18 protein-coding genes are annotated in these 16,839 nt (G+C 72.5%); 6 read left to right on the plus strand and 12 right to left on the minus strand.

Annotated elements, in window-relative coordinates; genetic code table 11:
- Positions 1-45: 45 nt before the first annotated feature.
- The 4 genes from ACFWEG_RS22700 to ACFWEG_RS22715 all read right to left on the minus strand — a co-directional run bounded on the left by ACFWEG_RS22700 (position 46) and on the right by ACFWEG_RS22715 (position 2,452).
- Positions 46-597 carry a SixA phosphatase family protein gene (locus ACFWEG_RS22700; protein ID WP_387218101.1) on the minus strand — a complete coding sequence of 184 codons (552 nt, stop codon included), beginning with the start codon at positions 595-597 and terminating at the stop codon, positions 46-48.
- Between the two features lie 85 nt (positions 598-682).
- The gene (locus tag ACFWEG_RS22705) at positions 683-862 is read right to left on the minus strand and encodes a hypothetical protein (RefSeq protein WP_387218103.1); all 180 of its coding nucleotides are present in this window, start codon (positions 860-862) and stop codon (positions 683-685) included.
- Between the two features lie 157 nt (positions 863-1,019).
- A complete protein-coding gene (locus ACFWEG_RS22710; RefSeq protein WP_387218106.1) occupies positions 1,020-1,163 on the minus strand; it encodes an SGM_5486 family transporter-associated protein in 144 nt (47 codons plus the stop codon).
- Positions 1,157-2,452 carry a CynX/NimT family MFS transporter gene (locus tag ACFWEG_RS22715; protein WP_387218109.1) on the minus strand — a complete coding sequence of 432 codons (1,296 nt, stop codon included), beginning with the start codon at positions 2,450-2,452 and terminating at the stop codon, positions 1,157-1,159. The genes ACFWEG_RS22710 and ACFWEG_RS22715 overlap by 7 nt, the downstream gene beginning before the upstream one ends.
- 58 nt (positions 2,453-2,510) lie before the next feature.
- Here ACFWEG_RS22715 and ACFWEG_RS22720 point away from each other — a divergent pair, with 58 nt between their 5' ends.
- Positions 2,511-3,185 carry a FadR/GntR family transcriptional regulator gene (locus ACFWEG_RS22720; protein ID WP_387218112.1) on the plus strand — a complete coding sequence of 225 codons (675 nt, stop codon included), beginning with the start codon at positions 2,511-2,513 and terminating at the stop codon, positions 3,183-3,185.
- Between the two features lie 2 nt (positions 3,186-3,187).
- Here the strand turns inward: ACFWEG_RS22720 and ACFWEG_RS22725 are convergent, their stop codons facing one another.
- The 3 genes from ACFWEG_RS22725 to fabG all read right to left on the minus strand — a co-directional run bounded on the left by ACFWEG_RS22725 (position 3,188) and on the right by fabG (position 5,209).
- Positions 3,188-3,541: a hypothetical protein gene (locus tag ACFWEG_RS22725; RefSeq protein ID WP_387218115.1), complete on the minus strand. Its 354-nt coding sequence runs from the start codon at positions 3,539-3,541 to the stop codon at positions 3,188-3,190.
- 171 nt (positions 3,542-3,712) lie between these two features.
- On the minus strand, positions 3,713-4,489 hold the full coding sequence (gene fabI, locus ACFWEG_RS22730; protein ID WP_387218119.1) for an enoyl-ACP reductase FabI: 777 nt from the start codon (positions 4,487-4,489) through the stop codon (positions 3,713-3,715).
- Positions 4,490-4,492: 3 nt separating this feature from the next.
- The gene (gene fabG / locus ACFWEG_RS22735) at positions 4,493-5,209 is read right to left on the minus strand and encodes a 3-oxoacyl-[acyl-carrier-protein] reductase (RefSeq protein WP_387218121.1); all 717 of its coding nucleotides are present in this window, start codon (positions 5,207-5,209) and stop codon (positions 4,493-4,495) included.
- A 240-nt stretch (positions 5,210-5,449) separates the two neighbouring features.
- Here fabG and ACFWEG_RS22740 point away from each other — a divergent pair, with 240 nt between their 5' ends.
- Both ACFWEG_RS22740 and ACFWEG_RS22745 read left to right on the plus strand, forming a co-directional pair.
- Positions 5,450-6,973 carry a TldD/PmbA family protein gene (locus ACFWEG_RS22740; protein WP_387218124.1) on the plus strand — a complete coding sequence of 508 codons (1,524 nt, stop codon included), beginning with the start codon at positions 5,450-5,452 and terminating at the stop codon, positions 6,971-6,973.
- Entirely contained in the window at positions 6,970-8,361 is a 1,392-nt protein-coding gene (locus tag ACFWEG_RS22745) for a metallopeptidase TldD-related protein (protein ID WP_387218127.1), read from the plus strand. Before ACFWEG_RS22740 ends, ACFWEG_RS22745 begins: the two co-directional genes overlap by 4 nt.
- Here ACFWEG_RS22745 and ACFWEG_RS22750 read toward each other — a convergent pair.
- On the minus strand, positions 8,345-10,357 hold the full coding sequence (locus ACFWEG_RS22750; RefSeq protein ID WP_387218130.1) for a transposase: 2,013 nt from the start codon (positions 10,355-10,357) through the stop codon (positions 8,345-8,347). The two genes, ACFWEG_RS22745 and ACFWEG_RS22750, sit on opposite strands and share 17 nt — an antisense overlap.
- A 332-nt stretch (positions 10,358-10,689) precedes the next feature.
- Between ACFWEG_RS22750 and tyrS the strand changes: the two genes are divergently transcribed.
- Positions 10,690-11,958: a tyrosine--tRNA ligase gene (gene tyrS, locus ACFWEG_RS22755; protein ID WP_387218133.1), complete on the plus strand. Its 1,269-nt coding sequence runs from the start codon at positions 10,690-10,692 to the stop codon at positions 11,956-11,958.
- 108 nt (positions 11,959-12,066) lie between these two features.
- Here tyrS and ACFWEG_RS22760 read toward each other — a convergent pair whose 3' ends face one another.
- Entirely contained in the window at positions 12,067-12,342 is a 276-nt protein-coding gene (locus tag ACFWEG_RS22760) for a GlsB/YeaQ/YmgE family stress response membrane protein (RefSeq protein WP_387218136.1), read from the minus strand.
- A gap of 211 nt (positions 12,343-12,553) precedes the next feature.
- On the opposite strand from ACFWEG_RS22760, the gene ACFWEG_RS22765 reads away from it, so the two are divergent.
- Both ACFWEG_RS22765 and ACFWEG_RS22770 read left to right on the plus strand, forming a co-directional pair.
- The gene (locus ACFWEG_RS22765; protein WP_387218139.1) at positions 12,554-12,949 is read left to right on the plus strand and encodes a DUF3099 domain-containing protein; all 396 of its coding nucleotides are present in this window, start codon (positions 12,554-12,556) and stop codon (positions 12,947-12,949) included.
- Positions 12,950-13,149: 200 nt separating this feature from the next.
- Positions 13,150-13,416: a hypothetical protein gene (locus ACFWEG_RS22770; RefSeq protein WP_387218141.1), complete on the plus strand. Its 267-nt coding sequence runs from the start codon at positions 13,150-13,152 to the stop codon at positions 13,414-13,416.
- Positions 13,417-13,435: 19 nt separating this feature from the next.
- Here the strand turns inward: ACFWEG_RS22770 and moaA are convergent, their stop codons facing one another.
- From moaA to ACFWEG_RS22785, 3 genes are all read right to left on the minus strand, one after another.
- Positions 13,436-14,434 (minus strand): GTP 3',8-cyclase MoaA, encoded by a 999-nt coding sequence (gene moaA, locus ACFWEG_RS22775; protein ID WP_387218144.1) that lies wholly within the window; start codon positions 14,432-14,434, stop codon positions 13,436-13,438.
- Positions 14,435-14,621: 187 nt separating this feature from the next.
- Positions 14,622-16,250, minus strand: coding sequence for a cation acetate symporter (locus tag ACFWEG_RS22780; RefSeq protein ID WP_387218147.1), 1,629 nt, complete (start codon positions 16,248-16,250; stop codon positions 14,622-14,624).
- Positions 16,247-16,639, minus strand: a complete 393-nt coding sequence (locus ACFWEG_RS22785) for a DUF485 domain-containing protein (RefSeq protein ID WP_387218150.1) — start codon at positions 16,637-16,639, stop codon at positions 16,247-16,249. Before ACFWEG_RS22785 ends, ACFWEG_RS22780 begins: the two co-directional genes overlap by 4 nt.
- Positions 16,640-16,839: the final 200 nt, after the last annotated feature.

A 16,839-nucleotide genomic window follows, 5' to 3' on the forward strand; every position in this document is an offset into this window, starting at 1 on the left:
CCGCGGACCCGGGGCCGTCTCCCGTGCGCGGGCGCGGCGGGCCCGTCAGTCGTGCGGGGCCCAGTAGTCGGCGAGGGTCGCCGTGCCGGGTTCGAGGGTCTTCCACGAACCGGTGAAGGTCACGACGGCGAAGGCGGAGGTGGAGAAGCCGCCGCGGGTCATCCGCGCCATGGCGTCGCCGTCGGAGGCACCGGAGAGCAGGTCGGCGACCGCGTGCATCCCGGGGTTGTGGCCGATGACGAGGAGGTCGGCGACGTCGTCGGGCGTCTCGTTCAGCACGGCGATGATCTCGCCGGGCGAGGCCTCGTAGATCCGCTCCTCGTAGACCGTGCGGGGGCGGTGGGAGAGTTCGTGGACCGCGAGCTTCCAGGTCTCCCGGGTGCGGACGGCGGTCGAGCACAGGGCCAGGTCGAAGTCGATGCCCGTGTCGGCGAGCCGGCGGCCGGCGACGGGAGCGTCCGCGCGGCCGCGGTCGGCGAGGGGGCGCTCGTGGTCGGCGGCGTCGTTCCAGTCGGCCTTGGAGTGGCGGAGGAGGACGAGCCTGCGGGTCTCGGAGGGTCCGGAGGCGGTGCTACCGGAGGATGCGGCGACGCTCATACGGTCCAGCTTCGCACGAAACAGGCCACGGGGCGCGGGGTGTTGACGCCCGGCGCCCGTCACACCCCGTGGGACCCGGCGCCACTCAGGGTGTGCGCTGGAGGACCGTCAGGGACAGCAGGGACAGGAAGATCAGCACGGGCAGGGCGACGGCCCACCACGGCAGGGTGGTCTCCGCGCGCGGTACGGCCGCGGGTGCGGCGAGCGGGGGCCGCCGGGTGGCGGGGGCGAGCCGAGGGGTGAGCTGCTGGGTCGGGGCCTGCATGACCGCCTCCTGGGGCCTTGGGAGCTGTCGCCGTCGTGACCACCACGCTACGGATTCCCAGCTCCCCGGCCCATCCGGGGATCCACCCACTCGACCCTGATCCCCGCCCCCTAGGGGATGCGGGGGAAAGCCCCCTTCCCCGCCCCGTCGGCGGGTGCTACGGGGCGGCGATGGAGGCGATCACGCCGATGACGACGGTGATGCCGAGCATGGCGGTGAAGACGAGGAGCATCTTCTTCTGGCTGTTCTTCGGGTTGGGCTCGAGCACGGGAGACATGCCCCCAGTCTCGCACCTCAGCATTCGTCCTCGACGGTGCGGTCCCGTCCGGCGAGCACGCCCACGATCATCTGCGGGACCATCAGCCCGGCCATGAGCGCGATCGGGATGTCCCAGCCGCCCGTGTGCTGGTAGAGGACGCCCACCAGGAGCGGCCCGGGGATGGAGATCAGGTAGCCGGTGCTCTGGGCGAAGGCCGAGAGCGCGGCCGTGCCGGCACCGGTCCGGGCCCGCATGCCGACCATGGTGAGGGCCAGCGGGAAGGCGCAGTTGGACACGCCGAGCAGCAGGGCCCAGGCCCAGGCGCCGCCGGCGGGGGCGAGCAGCAGGCCGGCGTACCCGGCGAGGCCGCACAGGCCGAGCGCGACGACGATGGGCCCCTGGTTGCGCATCCGGGAGGCGAGCCGCGGGATGACGAAGGCGAGCGGGACGCCCATCACCATGGTGACCGCGAGCAGCACCCCCGCCCGGCCGGCCGGCACCCCGGCGTCGCGGAAGATCTGCGGCATCCAGCCCATGGTGACGTAGGCGGCGGTGGCCTGGAGGCCGAAGAAGCACGCCAGCGCCCACGCGGTGCGGCTGCGGGTGACCCGGACGGCGCCGGCGGCAGAGGCCCTGCGGGCCGCCGGGGCGCGCTCGGCGGCCGGGCGCCGGTCGCGGGCCAGCGGGATCCACACCAGGGCGGCGAGCGCGCCGAGCACGGCCCAGACGCCGAGGCCGAGCTGCCAGCTGCCGCCCAGGGCCTCGGTCATCGGCACGGTGGCCGCGGCGGCGAGCGAGGTGCCGAGCGCGAGGGCCATGGAGTACAGGCCGGTCATGGTGCCGACCCGGTCGGGGAACCAGCGCTTGACGATGACGGGCATCAGGACGTTGCTGACCGCGATGCCCATCAGGGCGAGCGCGGTGAGGGCGAGGAACCCGGCGGTGCCGCCGGCGACCGGGCGGATCGCGAGCCCCGCGGTGATCGCGACCATGCCGGTGGCGACGACGGCGCCGGGGCCGAAGCGGCTCGCCAGGCGCGGGGCGGTGAAGCCGAACAGGGCGAAGCAGAGCGGCGGCACGGAGGTGAGGAGGCCGGCGAGGCTGCCGCTCATGCCGAGGCCGCCGGTGACCTCCTCCAGGAGGGCGCCGAGGCTGGTGATGGCGGGCCTGAGGTTGAGCGCGGCGAGCACGATGCCGACGACGAGGAGCCGCAGCATCCAGCCGGGGAGGCGGGGGCGCGCCTCGGTGGAGCCGGCCGGGGCGGGGACGCGCGGGTGCGGGGTCCGGGCCGCGGGGGCGGCGGTCGTCGTCAGGGTTTCCTCGGGTGCCATGCGCACCATCATAGAATCATGGGATGATTGGTTGTCCACTTTCGCTAAGGTGACCTCCATGCCCATGAACAGCCCGCGGCGCTCCGCGCTCTCCGACCAGGTGATCGCCGAGCTGCGCCAGCAGATCACGTCCGGGGAGTGGCCGGTCGGCTCCCGCATCCCGACCGAGCCGGAGCTGGTCGAGCAGCTGGGCGTCGCCCGGAACACGGTCCGCGAGGCGGTCCGTGCGCTGGCCCACAACGGCCTGCTCGACATCCGCCAGGGCTCGGGCACGTACGTGGTGGCCACCAGCGAGCTCGCCGGCGTCATGCAGCGGCGGTTCACCGGAGCGGACCCCGGCCACATCGCGGAGCTGCGGGCGACGCTGGAGTCGTCGGCGGCGCGGCTCGCCGCGCGGCGGCGTACCGAGAAGGACCTCAAGCAGCTCGACGCGCTCCTCGTCCGGCGGGAGGAGGCCTGGGAGGCGGGCGACCCGGAGGCCTTCGTCGAGGCCGACGCGACCCTGCACCTGGCGGTCGTCGCCGCGTCCCACAACGACGTCCTGACCGCCCTGTACGCGGACCTCGGCCATGTGCTGCGGGACTGGCTGCGGGGCGACATCGGGGCCGTGCTGCGGCCGGAGAACCACATGGACCACGCGCGCCTGGTCGACGCGATCCGGGACGGCGACGCGGAGACCGCGGCGCGGGAGGCCGAGCGCTACCCCTTCTGCGGAGGGCGGCCGCGGGGCTGAGGTCACGCCGGGGGCGGCGCGCCCTCGGGGTTCTCGTGGCTCACCCACGCGCTCCTGACCTGCTGCCAGCAGCGGCCCGAGACCTCCGCCGTACGCGCCGGGGCCACGTCGGTCGGACGGGTGTCGGTGTCGATGTCCCACCAGGAGTCGCACTCGATGTGCAGCCGCACCCGGTCCGTCCAGGCGTTCGGGTTGTGGCAGAGCGCGGAGACCCGCGAGCCGTCGAACGCGATCCGGCAGTCGGCCGCGTACTGCTCGGCCCGCGCGGGGCCGTAGCCGGCCGTGCGGTACGGGAGCACGTAGCTCACGACCGGCAGCAGCAGCGGTATCAGGAGCAGGGCGAGCGTTCGGCGCACGGGCGGTACCTCCGGGGCTGGAGGATTCTCGTCCCCCCCAGCCTCACCGCACCCCGCCCCGGCCGCCCGCCCCGACCGCCGAACGGGTGACGCCCCACACCTCGGAGTGAGGCACGGGGCGTCGCGCGGTAGCGGGCACCCGCCACGCAGGCGGACGTCGCCGCTATGGATTCACGCGCCGATCGCGTGCAGCCCGCCGTCCACGTGGACGATCTCGCCCGTGGTCTTCGGGAACCAGTCCGAGAGGAGGGCGACGACGCCGCGGCCGGTGGGCTCGGGGTCGGTGAGGTCCCAGGCGAGCGGGGAACGGCTGTCCCAGACCGCGGCCAGGTCGCTGAAGCCCGGGATGGACTTCGCGGCCATCGAGCCGAGCGGCCCGGCCGAGACCAGGTTGCAGCGGATCTCGTGCTTGCCCAGGTCGCGCGCCATGTAGCGGTTGGTCGCTTCCAGCGCCGCCTTCGCCGGGCCCATCCAGTCGTACTGCGGCCACGCGAACTGCGCGTCGAAGGTGAGGCCGACGACGGAGCCGCCGTTCGTCATCAGCGGCAGCACCGCCATGGTGAGCGACTTCAGCGAGAACGCCGAGACGTGCATCGCCGTGGCGACCGACTCGAACGGCGTGTTGAGGAAGTTGCCGCCGAGCGCGTCCTGCGGGGCGAAGCCGATGGAGTGCACGACCCCGTCGAGCCGGTCGCCGAGCACCTCGCGGACCTGGCCCTCCAGCCGGGCGAGGTGCTCGTCGTTGGAGACGTCCAGCTCCAGGACCTTGACGTCCTCGGGCCGGGGGAGCTTCTTCGCGATCCGCTCGGTCAGCGTCGGCCGCGGCCAGGCGGTCAGGACGATCTCCGCGCCCTGCTCCTGGGCGAGCTTCGCGGTGTGGAAGGCGATGGAGGACTCCATCAGCACACCGGTGACGAGGATCTTCTTGCCCTCGAGGATTCCAGCCATGGTTCAGTGACCCATTCCCAGTCCGCCGTCAACCGGGATGACGGCTCCAGTGATGTACGAGGCGTCGTCGGAGGCGAGGAACCGCACCGCTGCGGCGATCTCCTCCGGCTGCGCGTAACGGCCGAGCGGCACCTGGGAGACGATCCCGGCGCGCTGCTCGTCGGTCAGGACAGCCGTCATGTCGGTGTCCACGAAGCCGGGCGCCACCACGTTGAACGTGATGTTGCGCGAGCCGAGTTCACGGGCCAGCGAGCGCGCGAAGCCGACCAGGCCGGCCTTGGAGGCGGCGTAGTTCGCCTGCCCCGCCGAGCCGAGCAGCCCGACGACCGACGAGATCAGGACCACGCGGCCCTTCTTCGCCCGCAGCATGCCGCGGTTGGCGCGCTTGACGACCCGGAAGGTGCCGGTGAGGTTGGTGTCGAGGACGGAGGAGAAGTCGTCCTCGGACATCCGCATGAGCAGCTGGTCCTTGGTGACCCCGGCGTTGGCGACGAGCACCTCCACGGTGCCGTGCGCCTCCTCGATCTCCTTGTAGGCGGCGTCCACCTGCTCGGAGTCGGTGATGTCGCACCGGACCGGCAGGAAGCCCTCCTTCGCGAGCTCCGCGGCGTCACCCGAGCGGTACGTGATGGCGACCTTGTCGCCCGCGGCGACGAACGCGCGGGCGATGGCGAGGCCGATGCCCCGGTTTCCTCCGGTGACGAGAACCGAGCGGCTCAACGGATCACCCTTTCGTCGGATGCGGCTGTGGGCTGACTACGGAAACCTATCCGCCCCACCCCCGGGGCGGAGAATCCGTCACCGACAGCGGCTCACACGACAGCCTGTCGGGTCCCTACAGAAAGTCATGGCCCCGACCGCGCCCGCACGACATGATCGGAGCGGGCCGGTCGCGACCGGCCGGCCCCGACCGGTACCGCCCCTGTTCCGGCCCCCGCGCCGACCGACGAGGAGACCCGCGTGCCCCATTCCATCGACGAAGCGTTTCTCGCGCTGCCCCTGCGGCAGCTCGCCGACGCCGCCCTGGCGCGGGCCCGCGCGCTCGGTGCGGACCATGCCGACTTCCGGCTGGAGCGCGTGCGCAGCGCCTCCTGGCGGCTGCGCGACGCCCGACCGGCCGGCTCGCGGGACACCACCGACCTCGGGTACGCGGTCCGCGTCGTGCACGGCGGGACGTACGGCTTCGCCTCCGGCGTCGACCTGACGATGGACGCCGCGGCCCGGGTCGCCGCGCAGGCCGTCGCCATGGCGAAGCTCTCCGCGAAGATCATCGCGGCGGCCGGCTCCGACGAGCGGGTCGAGCTCGCCGACGAGCCCGTGCACGCCGACCGGACGTGGATCTCGTCCTACGACGTCGACCCGTTCTCCGTCCCCGACGCCGAGAAGAGCGCGCTTTTGGCCGAGTGGAGCTCCCGCCTGCTCGCCGCGCCCGGCGTGGCCCACGCGGACGCCTCGCTGCTCACCGTCCACGAGAACAAGTTCTACGCCGACACCGCCGGCACCACCACGACCCAGCAGCGGGTCCGGGTCCACCCGCAGCTCACCGCCGTCGCCGTGGACGAGACGACCGGCGAGTTCGACTCGATGCGGACCATCGCCCCGCCGGCCGGCCGCGGCTGGGAGTACCTGACCGGCACCGGCTGGGACTGGGACGCGGAGCTGGCGGAGATCCCCACGCTGCTCGCGGAGAAGATGCGCGCGCCGAGCGTCGAGGCGGGCCGCTACGACCTGGTCGTGGACCCCTCCAACCTGTGGCTGACCATCCACGAGTCGATCGGCCACGCCACCGAGCTGGACCGGGCGCTCGGCTACGAGGCGGCGTACGCGGGCACCTCGTTCGCCACCTTCGACCAGCTGGGCACGTTGCGCTACGGCTCGCCGATCATGAACGTGACCGGCGACCGGACCGCCGAGCACGGGCTCGCGACCATCGGCTACGACGACGAGGGCGTCGAGGCGCAGTCCTGGGACCTGGTGCGCGACGGCATCCTGACCGGCTACCAGCTCGACCGGCGGATCGCGCGGCTCACCGGGCTCGGCCGGTCCAACGGCTGCGCGTTCGCCGACTCCCCCGGGCACGTGCCGGTGCAGCGGATGGCGAACGTGTCGCTGCGGCCGGACCCGGCCGGGCTGTCGACCGAGGACCTGATCGGCGGGGTCGAGCGGGGCGTCTACGTGGTCGGCGACCGCTCCTGGTCGATCGACATGCAGCGGTACAACTTCCAGTTCACCGGGCAGCGCTTCTTCCGGATCGAGAACGGCCGGCTCGCCGGCCAACTGCGGGACGTCGCCTACCAGGCCTCGACCACCGACTTCTGGGGCTCCATGGCCGCGGTCGGCGGCCCGCGCACCTACGTCCTGGGCGGCGCGTTCAACTGCGGCAAGGCCCAGCCGGGCCAGGTCGCCGCGGTGTCGCACGGCTGCCCCTCCGCCCTGTTCCGGGGCGTCAACATCTTGAACACCACCCAGGAGGCGGGCCGATGAGCCGCACACCCAGGCCGTACGAGATCGTCGAGAGGGCGCTGGAGCTGTCGCGGGCCGACGGGTGCGTCGTCATCGCGGACGAGGAGTCGACGGCGAACCTGCGCTGGGCGGGGAACGCGCTGACGACGAACGGCGTGACGCGCGGGCGCACGCTGACGGTCATCGCGACGGTGGACGGCGGCGAGGGGACGGCGTCGGGGGTGGTCTCCCGGGCCGCGGTGACCGCGGACGAGCTGGAGCCGCTGGTGCGGGCCGCGGAGGCCGCCGCCCGGTCGGCCGGGCCCGCGGAGGACGCGCAGCCGCTGGTGACCGGCGTCCCGGCGTCGCCGGACTTCACCGACGTGCCCGCCGAGACGTCGTCGAGCGTGTTCGCGGAGTTCGCACCGGCCCTCGGCGAGGCCTTCGCGCGGGCGCGGGCCGGCGGGCGCGAGTTGTACGGGTTCGCCAACCACGAGCTGACGTCGACGTACGTGGGGACCTCGACGGGCCTGCGGCTGCGGCACGACCAGCCCAACGGAACCCTCGAGGTCAACGCGAAGTCCCCGGACCGCAAGCGCTCCGCGTGGGCCGGGCGCTCCACGCGGGACTTCAAGGACGTCGACCCGGGCGCGCTCGACGCCGAGCTCGGGCAGCGGCTCGCCTGGGCCGAGCGCCGGATCGACCTGCCGGCCGGGCGCTACGAGACGCTGCTGCCGCCGTCCGCCGTGGCCGACCTGCTGATCTACCAGCTGTGGTCGTCGGCCGCGCGGGACGCCGCCGAGGGCCGCACGGTGTTCTCCAAGGCCGGCGGCGGGACCCGGGTCGGCGAACGGCTCACCGAGCTGCCGCTGACCCTGCGCAGCGACCCGCACGCGCCGGGCCTGGAGTCCGCCCCGTTCGTCATCGCGCACAGCTCCGGCGACGACGCCTCGGTGTTCGACAACGGGCTGCCGCTCGCGGCGACCGACTGGGTGCGCGCGGGCGCGCTCGACCGGCTGCTCGCCACCCGGCACAGCGCGGGCCTGACGGGCCTGCCGGTCGCCCCGTCGATCGGGAACCTGATCCTGGACGGCGGCGAGGACGTCTCGCTGGAGGAGATGGTCGCCTCCACCGGGCGCGGGCTGCTCCTGACCTGCCTGTGGTACATCCGCGAGGTCGACCCGGCGACGCTGCTCCTGACGGGGCTGACCCGGGACGGGGTCTACCTGGTGGAGGACGGCGAGGTGGTCGGCGAGGTGAACAACTTCCGGTTCAACGAGTCGCCGGTCGACCTGCTCGGCCGGGCGGTCCAGGCCGGGCGCACCGAGAAGACCCTGCCGCGGGAGTGGAGCGACTGGTTCACCCGCGCCGCGATGCCGCCGCTGCGGGTGCCGGACTTCAACATGAGCTCGGTCAGCCAGGGCGTATAGCGTCGCTGATCAGCTTTGTGGAACCTGTGTCGGACTGTGGGTCCGGAATCGGTTCCGACCACTGGGGTGGGGTCGCGTGAGCGTGGAGGTGAAATCCCGCGCCGAGTGCGGCTCCGCGTGGCCGGTGACGGCCACGGGTCGTGGTGGTGCTGGTCGTCGTCACGTCCTGGTGCCGGTGGACTGCGCGCGGCAGCCGGTACCGGTCCTTGGGGGCGTGTCCCTCCGGACGCTTGCCGACCGGCCCCGGGGGGCCGGTCGGGGAGGGTGCCCCGCGTCGCCGGGGCGCGGGGCGTGAAGTCTTCGCGGTAGGGCCGGTCTTGGACCGGTCTGCCCGGTGGTCGGTGGGGCCGGTCGGGGTGGTGGGAGTGATGACGGCCCGGGTTTCGAGCTGGTCGACCACCGTGCGGATGACCATGGTGCCGGTGGTCTTGTCGGTGACGGTCTTGGTCTGGTGGGCCAGGCCTCGTGCCGCGATGCGCCGCCAAGCCCCGGTGTCCCGGTCGCCCTGCCAACCACAGCCGTTGTCAGGGCAGATGGCCCATTTCCAGCCCGGTACGGTGGGACGGTCGGGGGCTTGGCGGTGCCGGAGCGGGGTCAGGCACTGGGGGCAGTGCCGGAAGGTGCCCCGGGCGGGAACGATGACCACGGCAAGGCCGGTCTCGGCGGCCAGGTGCCTGATCCGCTCGGCGATCTTCCCGCGTACGGTCTGCGACAGGCGCGTGTTCATCGTGCGGCCCATGCCTCGGGCTTCCATGGAGCGGAGGTCTTCGAGGTAGATGACCGTGGCGCGGGCAGCCACGGCCTGGTCGACAGTCCAGCGGGCGGCGCTCCAGGCCAGCGCGTCGTTCAGCCGAGCACGCCGGGCGTCAACGTGCTCGATCTCCCGGACCAGCAGGTCCGCCTTCGCCGCCAGAGGGGGATCGTGGCGGCCGTCCAGGAGGCGGCTGTAGTGGGCGGCTTTCGCGTGGAGGTGCTCGGACTGGCGGCGCAGCCGGTGCAGCTTCGCCTGCACACCGGCCGCCCGGTACTGGCCCCCGGCCCCCAGAGCGGTGATCTTCCCGCTGTCGTGGAGGCGGACGGAGCCGGCCGACAGCAAGGTGTTCAACCCCCAGTCGACGCCGATCGCGACCGTGTGCCCGGTGCGGGCCGCCTTGGGAACGGCGTGCGTGAAGGCCAGGTCCGCCACGACCTCGCCACCCTCCGCGCGCAGCGTCGGCAGATGCAGGACCGCGTCGGCCGGGACGGTCGGGGGCAGGCTGATCGGGCAGGACACCCAGGTCCAGTCCGCGTAAGAGGCGGGGTCGGGGCGGGTGGGCAGCTGCAGGCGCAGCAGGGCGCGGCCCGGCTCGCCGTCGACGCGGGCGAGGGTGGCCTGCTGCCGGTCGCACGCGGCGAGCAGCAGCATCCGCGCCACCCGTGGGGTGCTCTCGACCTCGAACACGTCGGCCGGCAGGCGGCCGTGCGTCGTGCGAAACTCGGTGATCTGCCGGGTACGGGCCTTGATGACGCCGGCCGGCAGGTGCGCCCCGCCGGGTACGGCCGCGCGGACGCGTCCCCATTCCAGCTCGGTGCGGCGGGACGGATCGGCGGGCCAGGTGGCCAGCACACCGGCTACCACCTCCGCCCGCCAGAGAGCCGACCGCAGGGCCCGACCGGCTTGCTCCTGCGCGATCCGCACGATCCGGTCGTTCACCTTCACCGGGGCCTCGACCATCCAGCCCAGCCGGCGCAAGGCCACCCACGCACGGGACGGCAGGACCTTGCCCTCCGCGTCCCGACCAGCCGCCAGAACACCGATGTCCCGGGCGTTGCCGTGCTCGGTGAGGAGAAGAGTGACCATGGCGGAGACCAGATCGATGCACCAGCCGACGCGCTCGGCCAGCACCGAACCGGTGAGGACCCCGCCGGTCCGCTCATCGACCCCGGCCCGAACCGGCAGCCGGACAGATGCCGTCCGCGCGGTCGTATTCTGCGCAAAGGGCTGCTTCCCGCTCACCCGTCACCGCCCGGGAACTGCCCGAACTCCGCCAGCCGCCGCTTGCTCTTCACTGACCGCACCCCATACAGGCGGCTGGCGAAAACGGTGACCGGGGTGACGAAGCCTCCAGCAGTTCTTCCCGCGCCCGGTCCTATTCGGGTGCGGGACCTCCGGCTCAACGCCGTACATGCCGAACACTGCTTCAGCCGGCCCATACCGAACCTCGCGAGCCGATCCTCCTGCCCCACCACACGCACCACGGCTAGCGCTCAACCGAACACATGGGGTCATTTGGCGAATCAAGTAGCCTGCTCCGTAGCTTCACCCCGAACCGAGGAGACACGAGAACCGTGACGGACATCGTCGACGAGCTGAAGTGGCGCGGGCTGTTCGCCCAGTCCACCGATGAGGACGCCCTGCGCAAGTCGCTCGCGGACGGCCCGGTCACGTTCTACTGCGGTTTCGACCCGACGGCGGCCAGCCTGCACGTCGGCCACCTGGTGCAGGTGCTCACCATGCGGCGGCTCCAGCGGGCCGGGCTGCGGCCGCTGGCCCTGGTCGGCGGGGCCACCGGGCAGATCGGCGACCCCCGCCCGACCGCCGAGCGGACGCTGAACGACCCGGAGGTCATCCGGGAGTGGGTCGAGCGGCTGCGCGCCCAGATCGAGCCGTTCCTGGACTTCGACGGCGAGAACCGGGCGGTCCTGGTGAACAACCTGGACTGGACGTCGGGGATGTCGGCGATCGAGTTCCTGCGGGACATCGGCAAGCACTTCCGGGTCGGGAAGATGCTCGCCAAGGACTCCGTCGCGAAGCGGCTGGAGTCGGACGCCGGGATCAGCTACACCGAGTTCAGCTACCAGATCCTGCAGGGGATGGACTTCCTGGAGCTGTACCGGCGCCACGGCTGCACCCTGCAGCAGGGCGGCAGCGACCAGTGGGGCAACCTGACGGCCGGGCTCGACCTGATCCACCGGCTGCACCCCGAGGCCGTGGTGCACGCGCTGGCCACCCCGCTGATGGTCAAGGCGGACGGCACCAAGTTCGGCAAGACCGAGGGCGGGGCCGTCTGGCTCGACCCGGAGATGACCACGCCGTACGCGTTCTACCAGTTCTGGCTGAACGTGGACGACCGGGACGTCTCGACCTACATGCGCATCCTGTCCTTCCGCTCCCGCGAGGAGCTGGAGGAGCTGGAGGCGCAGACCGCCGAGCGGCCGCAGGCGCGGGCCGCGCAGCGGGCGCTGGCGGAGGAGCTGACGGCGCTGGTGCACGGCCCCGAGCAGTGCGCGGCCGTGATCGCCGCCTCGAAGGCGCTGTTCGGGCAGGGCGAGCTGGCGGATCTGGACGAGGCGACGCTGGCCGCCTCGCTGTCGGAGCTGCCGCACGCGCGGGTCGCCGAGCTCGCCCCGGTGGTGGACCTCCTGGTGGAGGTCGGTCTCGCAGCGAGCAGGTCGGCCGCCCGGCGGACGGTGAAGGAGGGCGGGGCCTACGTGAACAACGTGAAGGTGACCGCCGAGGACGCCGTGCCGGAGGCGTCGGAGCTGCTGCACGGCCGGTGGCTGGTGCTGCGCCGGGGCAAGAAGAACCTGGCGGCGGTCGAGGTGACCGGCCGCTAGTCGACAGGCAGCCGTATCGCTTTGTCGACACAAACGAGGCCGGGCCCCTGATGCGAAAGGGGGCCCGGCCTCGTCCGTGCGTGCGGTGTCGCGTCCGCGGGGACGGCGTCAGGTGGTTCTGTTGCCGCGCCGCATCGAGTTCCATACCGCGTCGCCCACGCCGACGACGAGGATCGCGCCGAGCAGCTGCAGGAGGTGACGGATCCAGTCGATGCCCTTGGTGTCGTCGACCCCGATCCACGACGCCACGGCGTTGCCGATGATGCTGCCGATGACACCGAAGATCACGGTCAGCCACAGCGGGATGTTCTGCTTGCCCGGAAGGATCATCCGGGCGATGACACCCAGGATGAGGCCCAGGATGATGGCCCACAGCCAGCTCATAACGCCTCCTCGTACGGCCCTTGCCGCTCCCCGGCCAGTGTCCGTCCGATGCGCCTACGACGCATGCGGGGGACGGCCGTCCGGGCATCGCCGGACGCTGCTCACCCACGGGAGACGGGCCCCGCTCTCGAACCCGGCGCATACCGGGCGTACCGTGGATTCCGTCCGGACCGGGGTGGTTCCGGCACGAGACCCGGGGTGAGGCGACCTGATGCGGAAGCAGCGCGACGACGGGGTGTTCCGGATCACCGGAGCCCGGCAGGGCCTGGCCGAGGACGTCCGCGGCCGGCAGCGGCGTTACGTGATCTCGATGCTGATCAGGACCGTCTCGGTGATCCTGGCGGCCCTGCTGTGGAACGTGGAGCGCCATGTGGCGGTCGTCGCGCTGGCCGCGGGGATCCTGCTGCCGTACGTGGCGGTCGTCATCGCGAACGCGGGGCGGGAGAACGTCCCCACCCTGCCGTCCACGTTCTCGGGGTTCATCCCCACGCACACCCGGCCCATGCTGCCGCCCCCGGCGGCCGGCGGCGGGGACGACGTCCGGGAGGAGGCCCGCGAAGGCGCCCGGGCCCGGCCCGCGGACGGGGGAGGCGGCGAACCGCGGTGACCGCCCGCGGTCTGCAAAGCTCAAGAAAAGCTCAGATCAATCATGCGGTTCCGGTGCACCGGAACTGGCCCTCCGTGCCATACTTCGTACGCGCTCCGCATCCCCCGTCGGAGCGACGGACCGACGCCGGGCAGCTCCCCCCGTGGCTGCCCGGCGTCGCCTTTGTCCGGGGCTTTCCCCGCCCCCTCTAGGGTGGCGGGGTGAACCTCTTCGACGCCGCCGGACCCCAACAGCTCGACACCCCCACCTGCTCCGCCAAGGGCTGCCGGGCCGACGCGCGGTGGGTGCTCGCCTGGAACAACCCGAAGCTGCACACGCCGGAGCGCCGCAAGACGTGGCTGGCGTGCGAGGAGCACCGGGAGCACCTGTCGCAGTTCCTCGGGGTGCGCGGGTTCCTCAAGGACGTGGTGCGGCTCGCGGACTGGGAGGCGGCGCGGGAGGCGCGGCCGGGCGAGGGCCCGGCGTAGGGCCCCGCAGGGGTCTGCCTCAGCCGCCGATCGCGGACATCGGCCGGTCGGGCTGGAGGAACGACGGGTCGTCGAGCCCGGAGCCGGCCTTCTTGCCCCACATGGCGAGCTTCCAGAGCCGGGCGATCTCCGCGTCCCCCTCCGGTCCGGTGTCGGCGCGCAGGGCGGCCCGCAGGTCGGTCTCCTCGCGGGCGAAGAGGCAGGTGCGGACCTGCCCGTCGGCGGTGAGCCGGGTGCGGTCGCAGGCGCGGCAGAACGGGCGGGTGACGGAGGCGATGACGCCCACCGTGTGCGGTCCGCCGTCGACCGTCCAGCGCTCGGCGGGGGCCGAGCCGCGTTCGTCCTCGCCCTCGGCGGTGAGGGTGAAGCGGGTGCGCAGGGAGGCGAGGACGTCGCCGGCGGTGATCATGCCGTCCCGCTTCCAGCCGTGCTGCGCGTCGAGCGGCATCTGCTCGATGAACCGCAGCTCGTAGTCGTTCTCGACGGCCCAGGCGAGCAGGTCGGGGGCCTCGTCGGCGTTGAGGCCGGGCATGAGGACGGCGTTGACCTTGACCGGGGTGAGGCCGGCGTCGCGGGCGGCCTCGAGGCCGTCGAGGACGTCGCGGTGGCGGTCGCGGCGGGTGAGGGTCTTGAAGACCTCGGGGCGCAGGGTGTCCAGCGAGACGTTGACCCGGTCGAGGCCGGCCGCCTTCAGGGCGGTGGCGGTGCGCTTGAGGCCGATGCCGTTGGTCGTCAGCGACATGCGGGGGCGGGGTTCCAGGGCGGCGCAGCGCTCGACGATCGAGACCAGGCCGGGCCGCAGCAGCGGTTCGCCGCCGGTGAAGCGGACCTCGGTGACGCCGAGTTCGCGGACGGCGATGCGGATCAGCCGGACGATCTCGTCGTCGGTGAGGAGGTCGGACCTGCCCAGCCACTGCAGGCCCTCCTCGGGCATGCAGTAGGTGCAGCGGAGGTTGCAGCGGTCGGTGAGCGAGACCCGCAGATCCGTCGCCACTCGGTCGTAGGTGTCGATGAGCACGTGGGCCCCCTCCCCGGGTCCGGGGCCGGGCGGGGGTCCCCGTCCGGCGGTTCCGCGATCTCCTCACAGCCTACGGGACGGGTCCGACATCGCCGGGGTCATGATCCGACGACGTGCGGACGGGCCGGGTCGTAGGTTTCCACGACACGGCCCGCCGGGTGGTGCTGTGCGATCGGCTGCGCCCGGGTCAGTGCGCGCCGGTGCCGGTGAGGGACTTGACCTCCAGCTCGGCGTACTTGCCCTTGTCGGCCTGCTCCTTGCCGAGGACGGTGCCGAGCCAGCCCAGCAGGAAGCCGAGCGGGATGGAGATCAGCCCGGGGTTCTCCAGCGGGAACCACTGGAAGTCGACGCCCTTGAACATCGAGGTCTTCGGGTTGCCGGAGACGACCGGCGAGAAGAGCACGAGGAGCACCGACGAGGCCAGGCCGCCGTAGATCGACCACAGCGCGCCGCGGGTGGTGAACCGCTTCCAGAACAGGCTGTAGAGGATCGTCGGCAGGTTCGCCGAGGCGGCGACCGCGAAGGCGAGCGCGACGAGGCCGGCCACGTTGATGTCGCGGGCGAGGGCGCCGAGCCCGATGGAGACGACGCCGATGGCGACGGTGGCCCAGCGGGCCGCGCGCATCTCCTCCTTCTCGGTGGCCTGCCCGCGCCGGATGACGTTGGCGTAGATGTCGTGCGCGAACGACGACGACGAGGCCAGGGTGAGGCCGGCGACGACGGCGAGGATGGTGGCGAAGGCGACGGCGGAGATGACGGCGAGCAGGATCGCGCCGCCGGTGGACCCGACGCCGCCGCCGATGACCTCGGCGAGCTGGGGTGCGGCGGTGTTTCCGGCCGGGTTCTGCTGGGTGATGTCCTCGGGTTTGATCAGGGCCGCCGCGCCGAAGCCGAGCGCGAGCGTCATCAGGTAGAACGAGCCGATGATGCCGATGGCCCAGATCACCGACTTCCGCGCGGCCCGCGCGGTGGGGACGGTGTAGAAGCGGATGAGGATGTGCGGCAGGCCGGCGGTGCCGAGGACGAGCGCGATGCCGAGGGAGAGGAAGTCGAGCTTGGAGGTGGCCGTCGCGCCGTACTTCAGGCCGGGCTCCAGGAAGGCCGCGCCCTTGCCGCTGTTGTCGGCGGCCGTGCCGAGCAGGTCGGAGATGTTGAAGTTGAACTTGAGCAGCACCAGGAAGGTGATCAGGAGCGTGCCCGCGATGAGCAGCACGGCCTTGACCATCTGCACCCAGGTGGTGCCCTTCATGCCGCCGATGGAGACGTAGACGATCATCAGCAGGCCGACCAGGGCCACGATGGCGATCTTCCCGGCGTCGCTGGTGATGCCGAGGAGCAGCGAGACGAGCACGCCGGCGCCGGCCATCTGCGCGAGCAGGTAGAAGATCGACACGACGATGGTGGACGCGCCGGCCGCGGTGCGCACGGGCCGCTGGCGCATGCGGTAGGCGAGGACGTCGCCCATCGTGTAGCGGCCGGAGTTGCGCAGCGGTTCGGCGACGAGCAGCAGGGCGACCAGCCAGGCGACGAGGAAGCCGATCGAGTACAGGAAGCCGTCGTAGCCGAACAGCGCGATGGCGCCGGCGATGCCGAGGAAGGACGCGGCGGACATGTAGTCGCCGGAGACGGCGAGGCCGTTCTGGAAGGCGGTGAACTGCCGGCCGCCGGCGTAGAAGTCGGAGGCGCTCCTGGTCTGGCGGCCGGCCCAGACGGTGATGGCGAGGGTGGCGACCACGAAGAGCGCGAACAAGGTGATGATCAGCGGCCGGTGGTCGCTGGAGGACGCGGAGGCGGCGAGGTGGGCGGCGGGGCTCATGCGTCGGCCTCCATGCGGGACTTGATCGCCTCGGCCTTGGGGTCGAGCTTCGCGGCGGCGTACCGCGCGTACAGCCAGGCGATGAGGAAGGTGGTGGCGAACTGGGCGACGCCGAAGACGAAGGCCACGTTGATGTTGCCGAACAGCTTGGTGCCCATGAACCCGCCCGCGTAGTTCGAGAGCAGGACGTAGAGCAGGTACCAGGCGATGAAGGCGACGGTCAGCGGGAACGCGAACGAGCGGTACCGGTGCCGCAGTTCGGCGAACTCCTCGCTCTCCTGGACCGCCACGTACGCCTCCGTCGTGGGGGTCCCGGGCCGGGTCCCGGCCCCGGCCTCCGGTGCGTTGCCGGGGTCGCCCTTCGACGGCGGGGATGCGTCGGTGGCCACATTGCCTCCTTGGATCGTTCGCGGCTTCGGCGGGGCGGTGTCACTCCTCCCCTGTCAACGGCACGGCGCGGCGGGTGGCTCGGTTCACCGCCGGGGCATTTCTTTCCGGCCGCTCCCCCGGGCACGCGCGGACACGCCGAAGCGCCCCCGCCGGACGTGTGCCGGGCGGGGGCGCTTCGGTGTCGGGGCGGGCGGGAGCC

Source organism: Streptomyces sp. NPDC060194, assembly GCF_042728285.1.
Classification (GTDB): domain Bacteria; phylum Actinomycetota; class Actinomycetes; order Streptomycetales; family Streptomycetaceae; genus Streptomyces.

What these genes read in the sequence shown, in the direction of transcription:
- ACFWEG_RS22705 (WP_387218103.1), bottom strand. Translation starts at nt 862, where the DNA reads ATGCAGGCCCCGACCCAGCAGCTCACCCCTCGGCTCGCCCCCGCCACC.
- ACFWEG_RS22715 (WP_387218109.1), bottom strand. Translation starts at nt 2,452, where the DNA reads ATGGCACCCGAGGAAACCCTGACGACGACCGCCGCCCCCGCGGCCCGG.
- ACFWEG_RS22720 (WP_387218112.1), top strand. Translation starts at nt 2,511, where the DNA reads ATGCCCATGAACAGCCCGCGGCGCTCCGCGCTCTCCGACCAGGTGATC.
- ACFWEG_RS22760 (WP_387218136.1), bottom strand. Translation starts at nt 12,342, where the DNA reads ATGAGCTGGCTGTGGGCCATCATCCTGGGCCTCATCCTGGGTGTCATC.
- fabI (WP_387218119.1), bottom strand. Translation starts at nt 4,489, where the DNA reads ATGGCTGGAATCCTCGAGGGCAAGAAGATCCTCGTCACCGGTGTGCTG.
- ACFWEG_RS22700 (WP_387218101.1), bottom strand. Translation starts at nt 597, where the DNA reads ATGAGCGTCGCCGCATCCTCCGGTAGCACCGCCTCCGGACCCTCCGAG.
- ACFWEG_RS22710 (WP_387218106.1), bottom strand. Translation starts at nt 1,163, where the DNA reads ATGCTGAGGTGCGAGACTGGGGGCATGTCTCCCGTGCTCGAGCCCAAC.
- ACFWEG_RS22765 (WP_387218139.1), top strand. Translation starts at nt 12,554, where the DNA reads ATGCGGAAGCAGCGCGACGACGGGGTGTTCCGGATCACCGGAGCCCGG.
- ACFWEG_RS22780 (WP_387218147.1), bottom strand. Translation starts at nt 16,250, where the DNA reads ATGAGCCCCGCCGCCCACCTCGCCGCCTCCGCGTCCTCCAGCGACCAC.
- ACFWEG_RS22745 (WP_387218127.1), top strand. Translation starts at nt 6,970, where the DNA reads ATGAGCCGCACACCCAGGCCGTACGAGATCGTCGAGAGGGCGCTGGAG.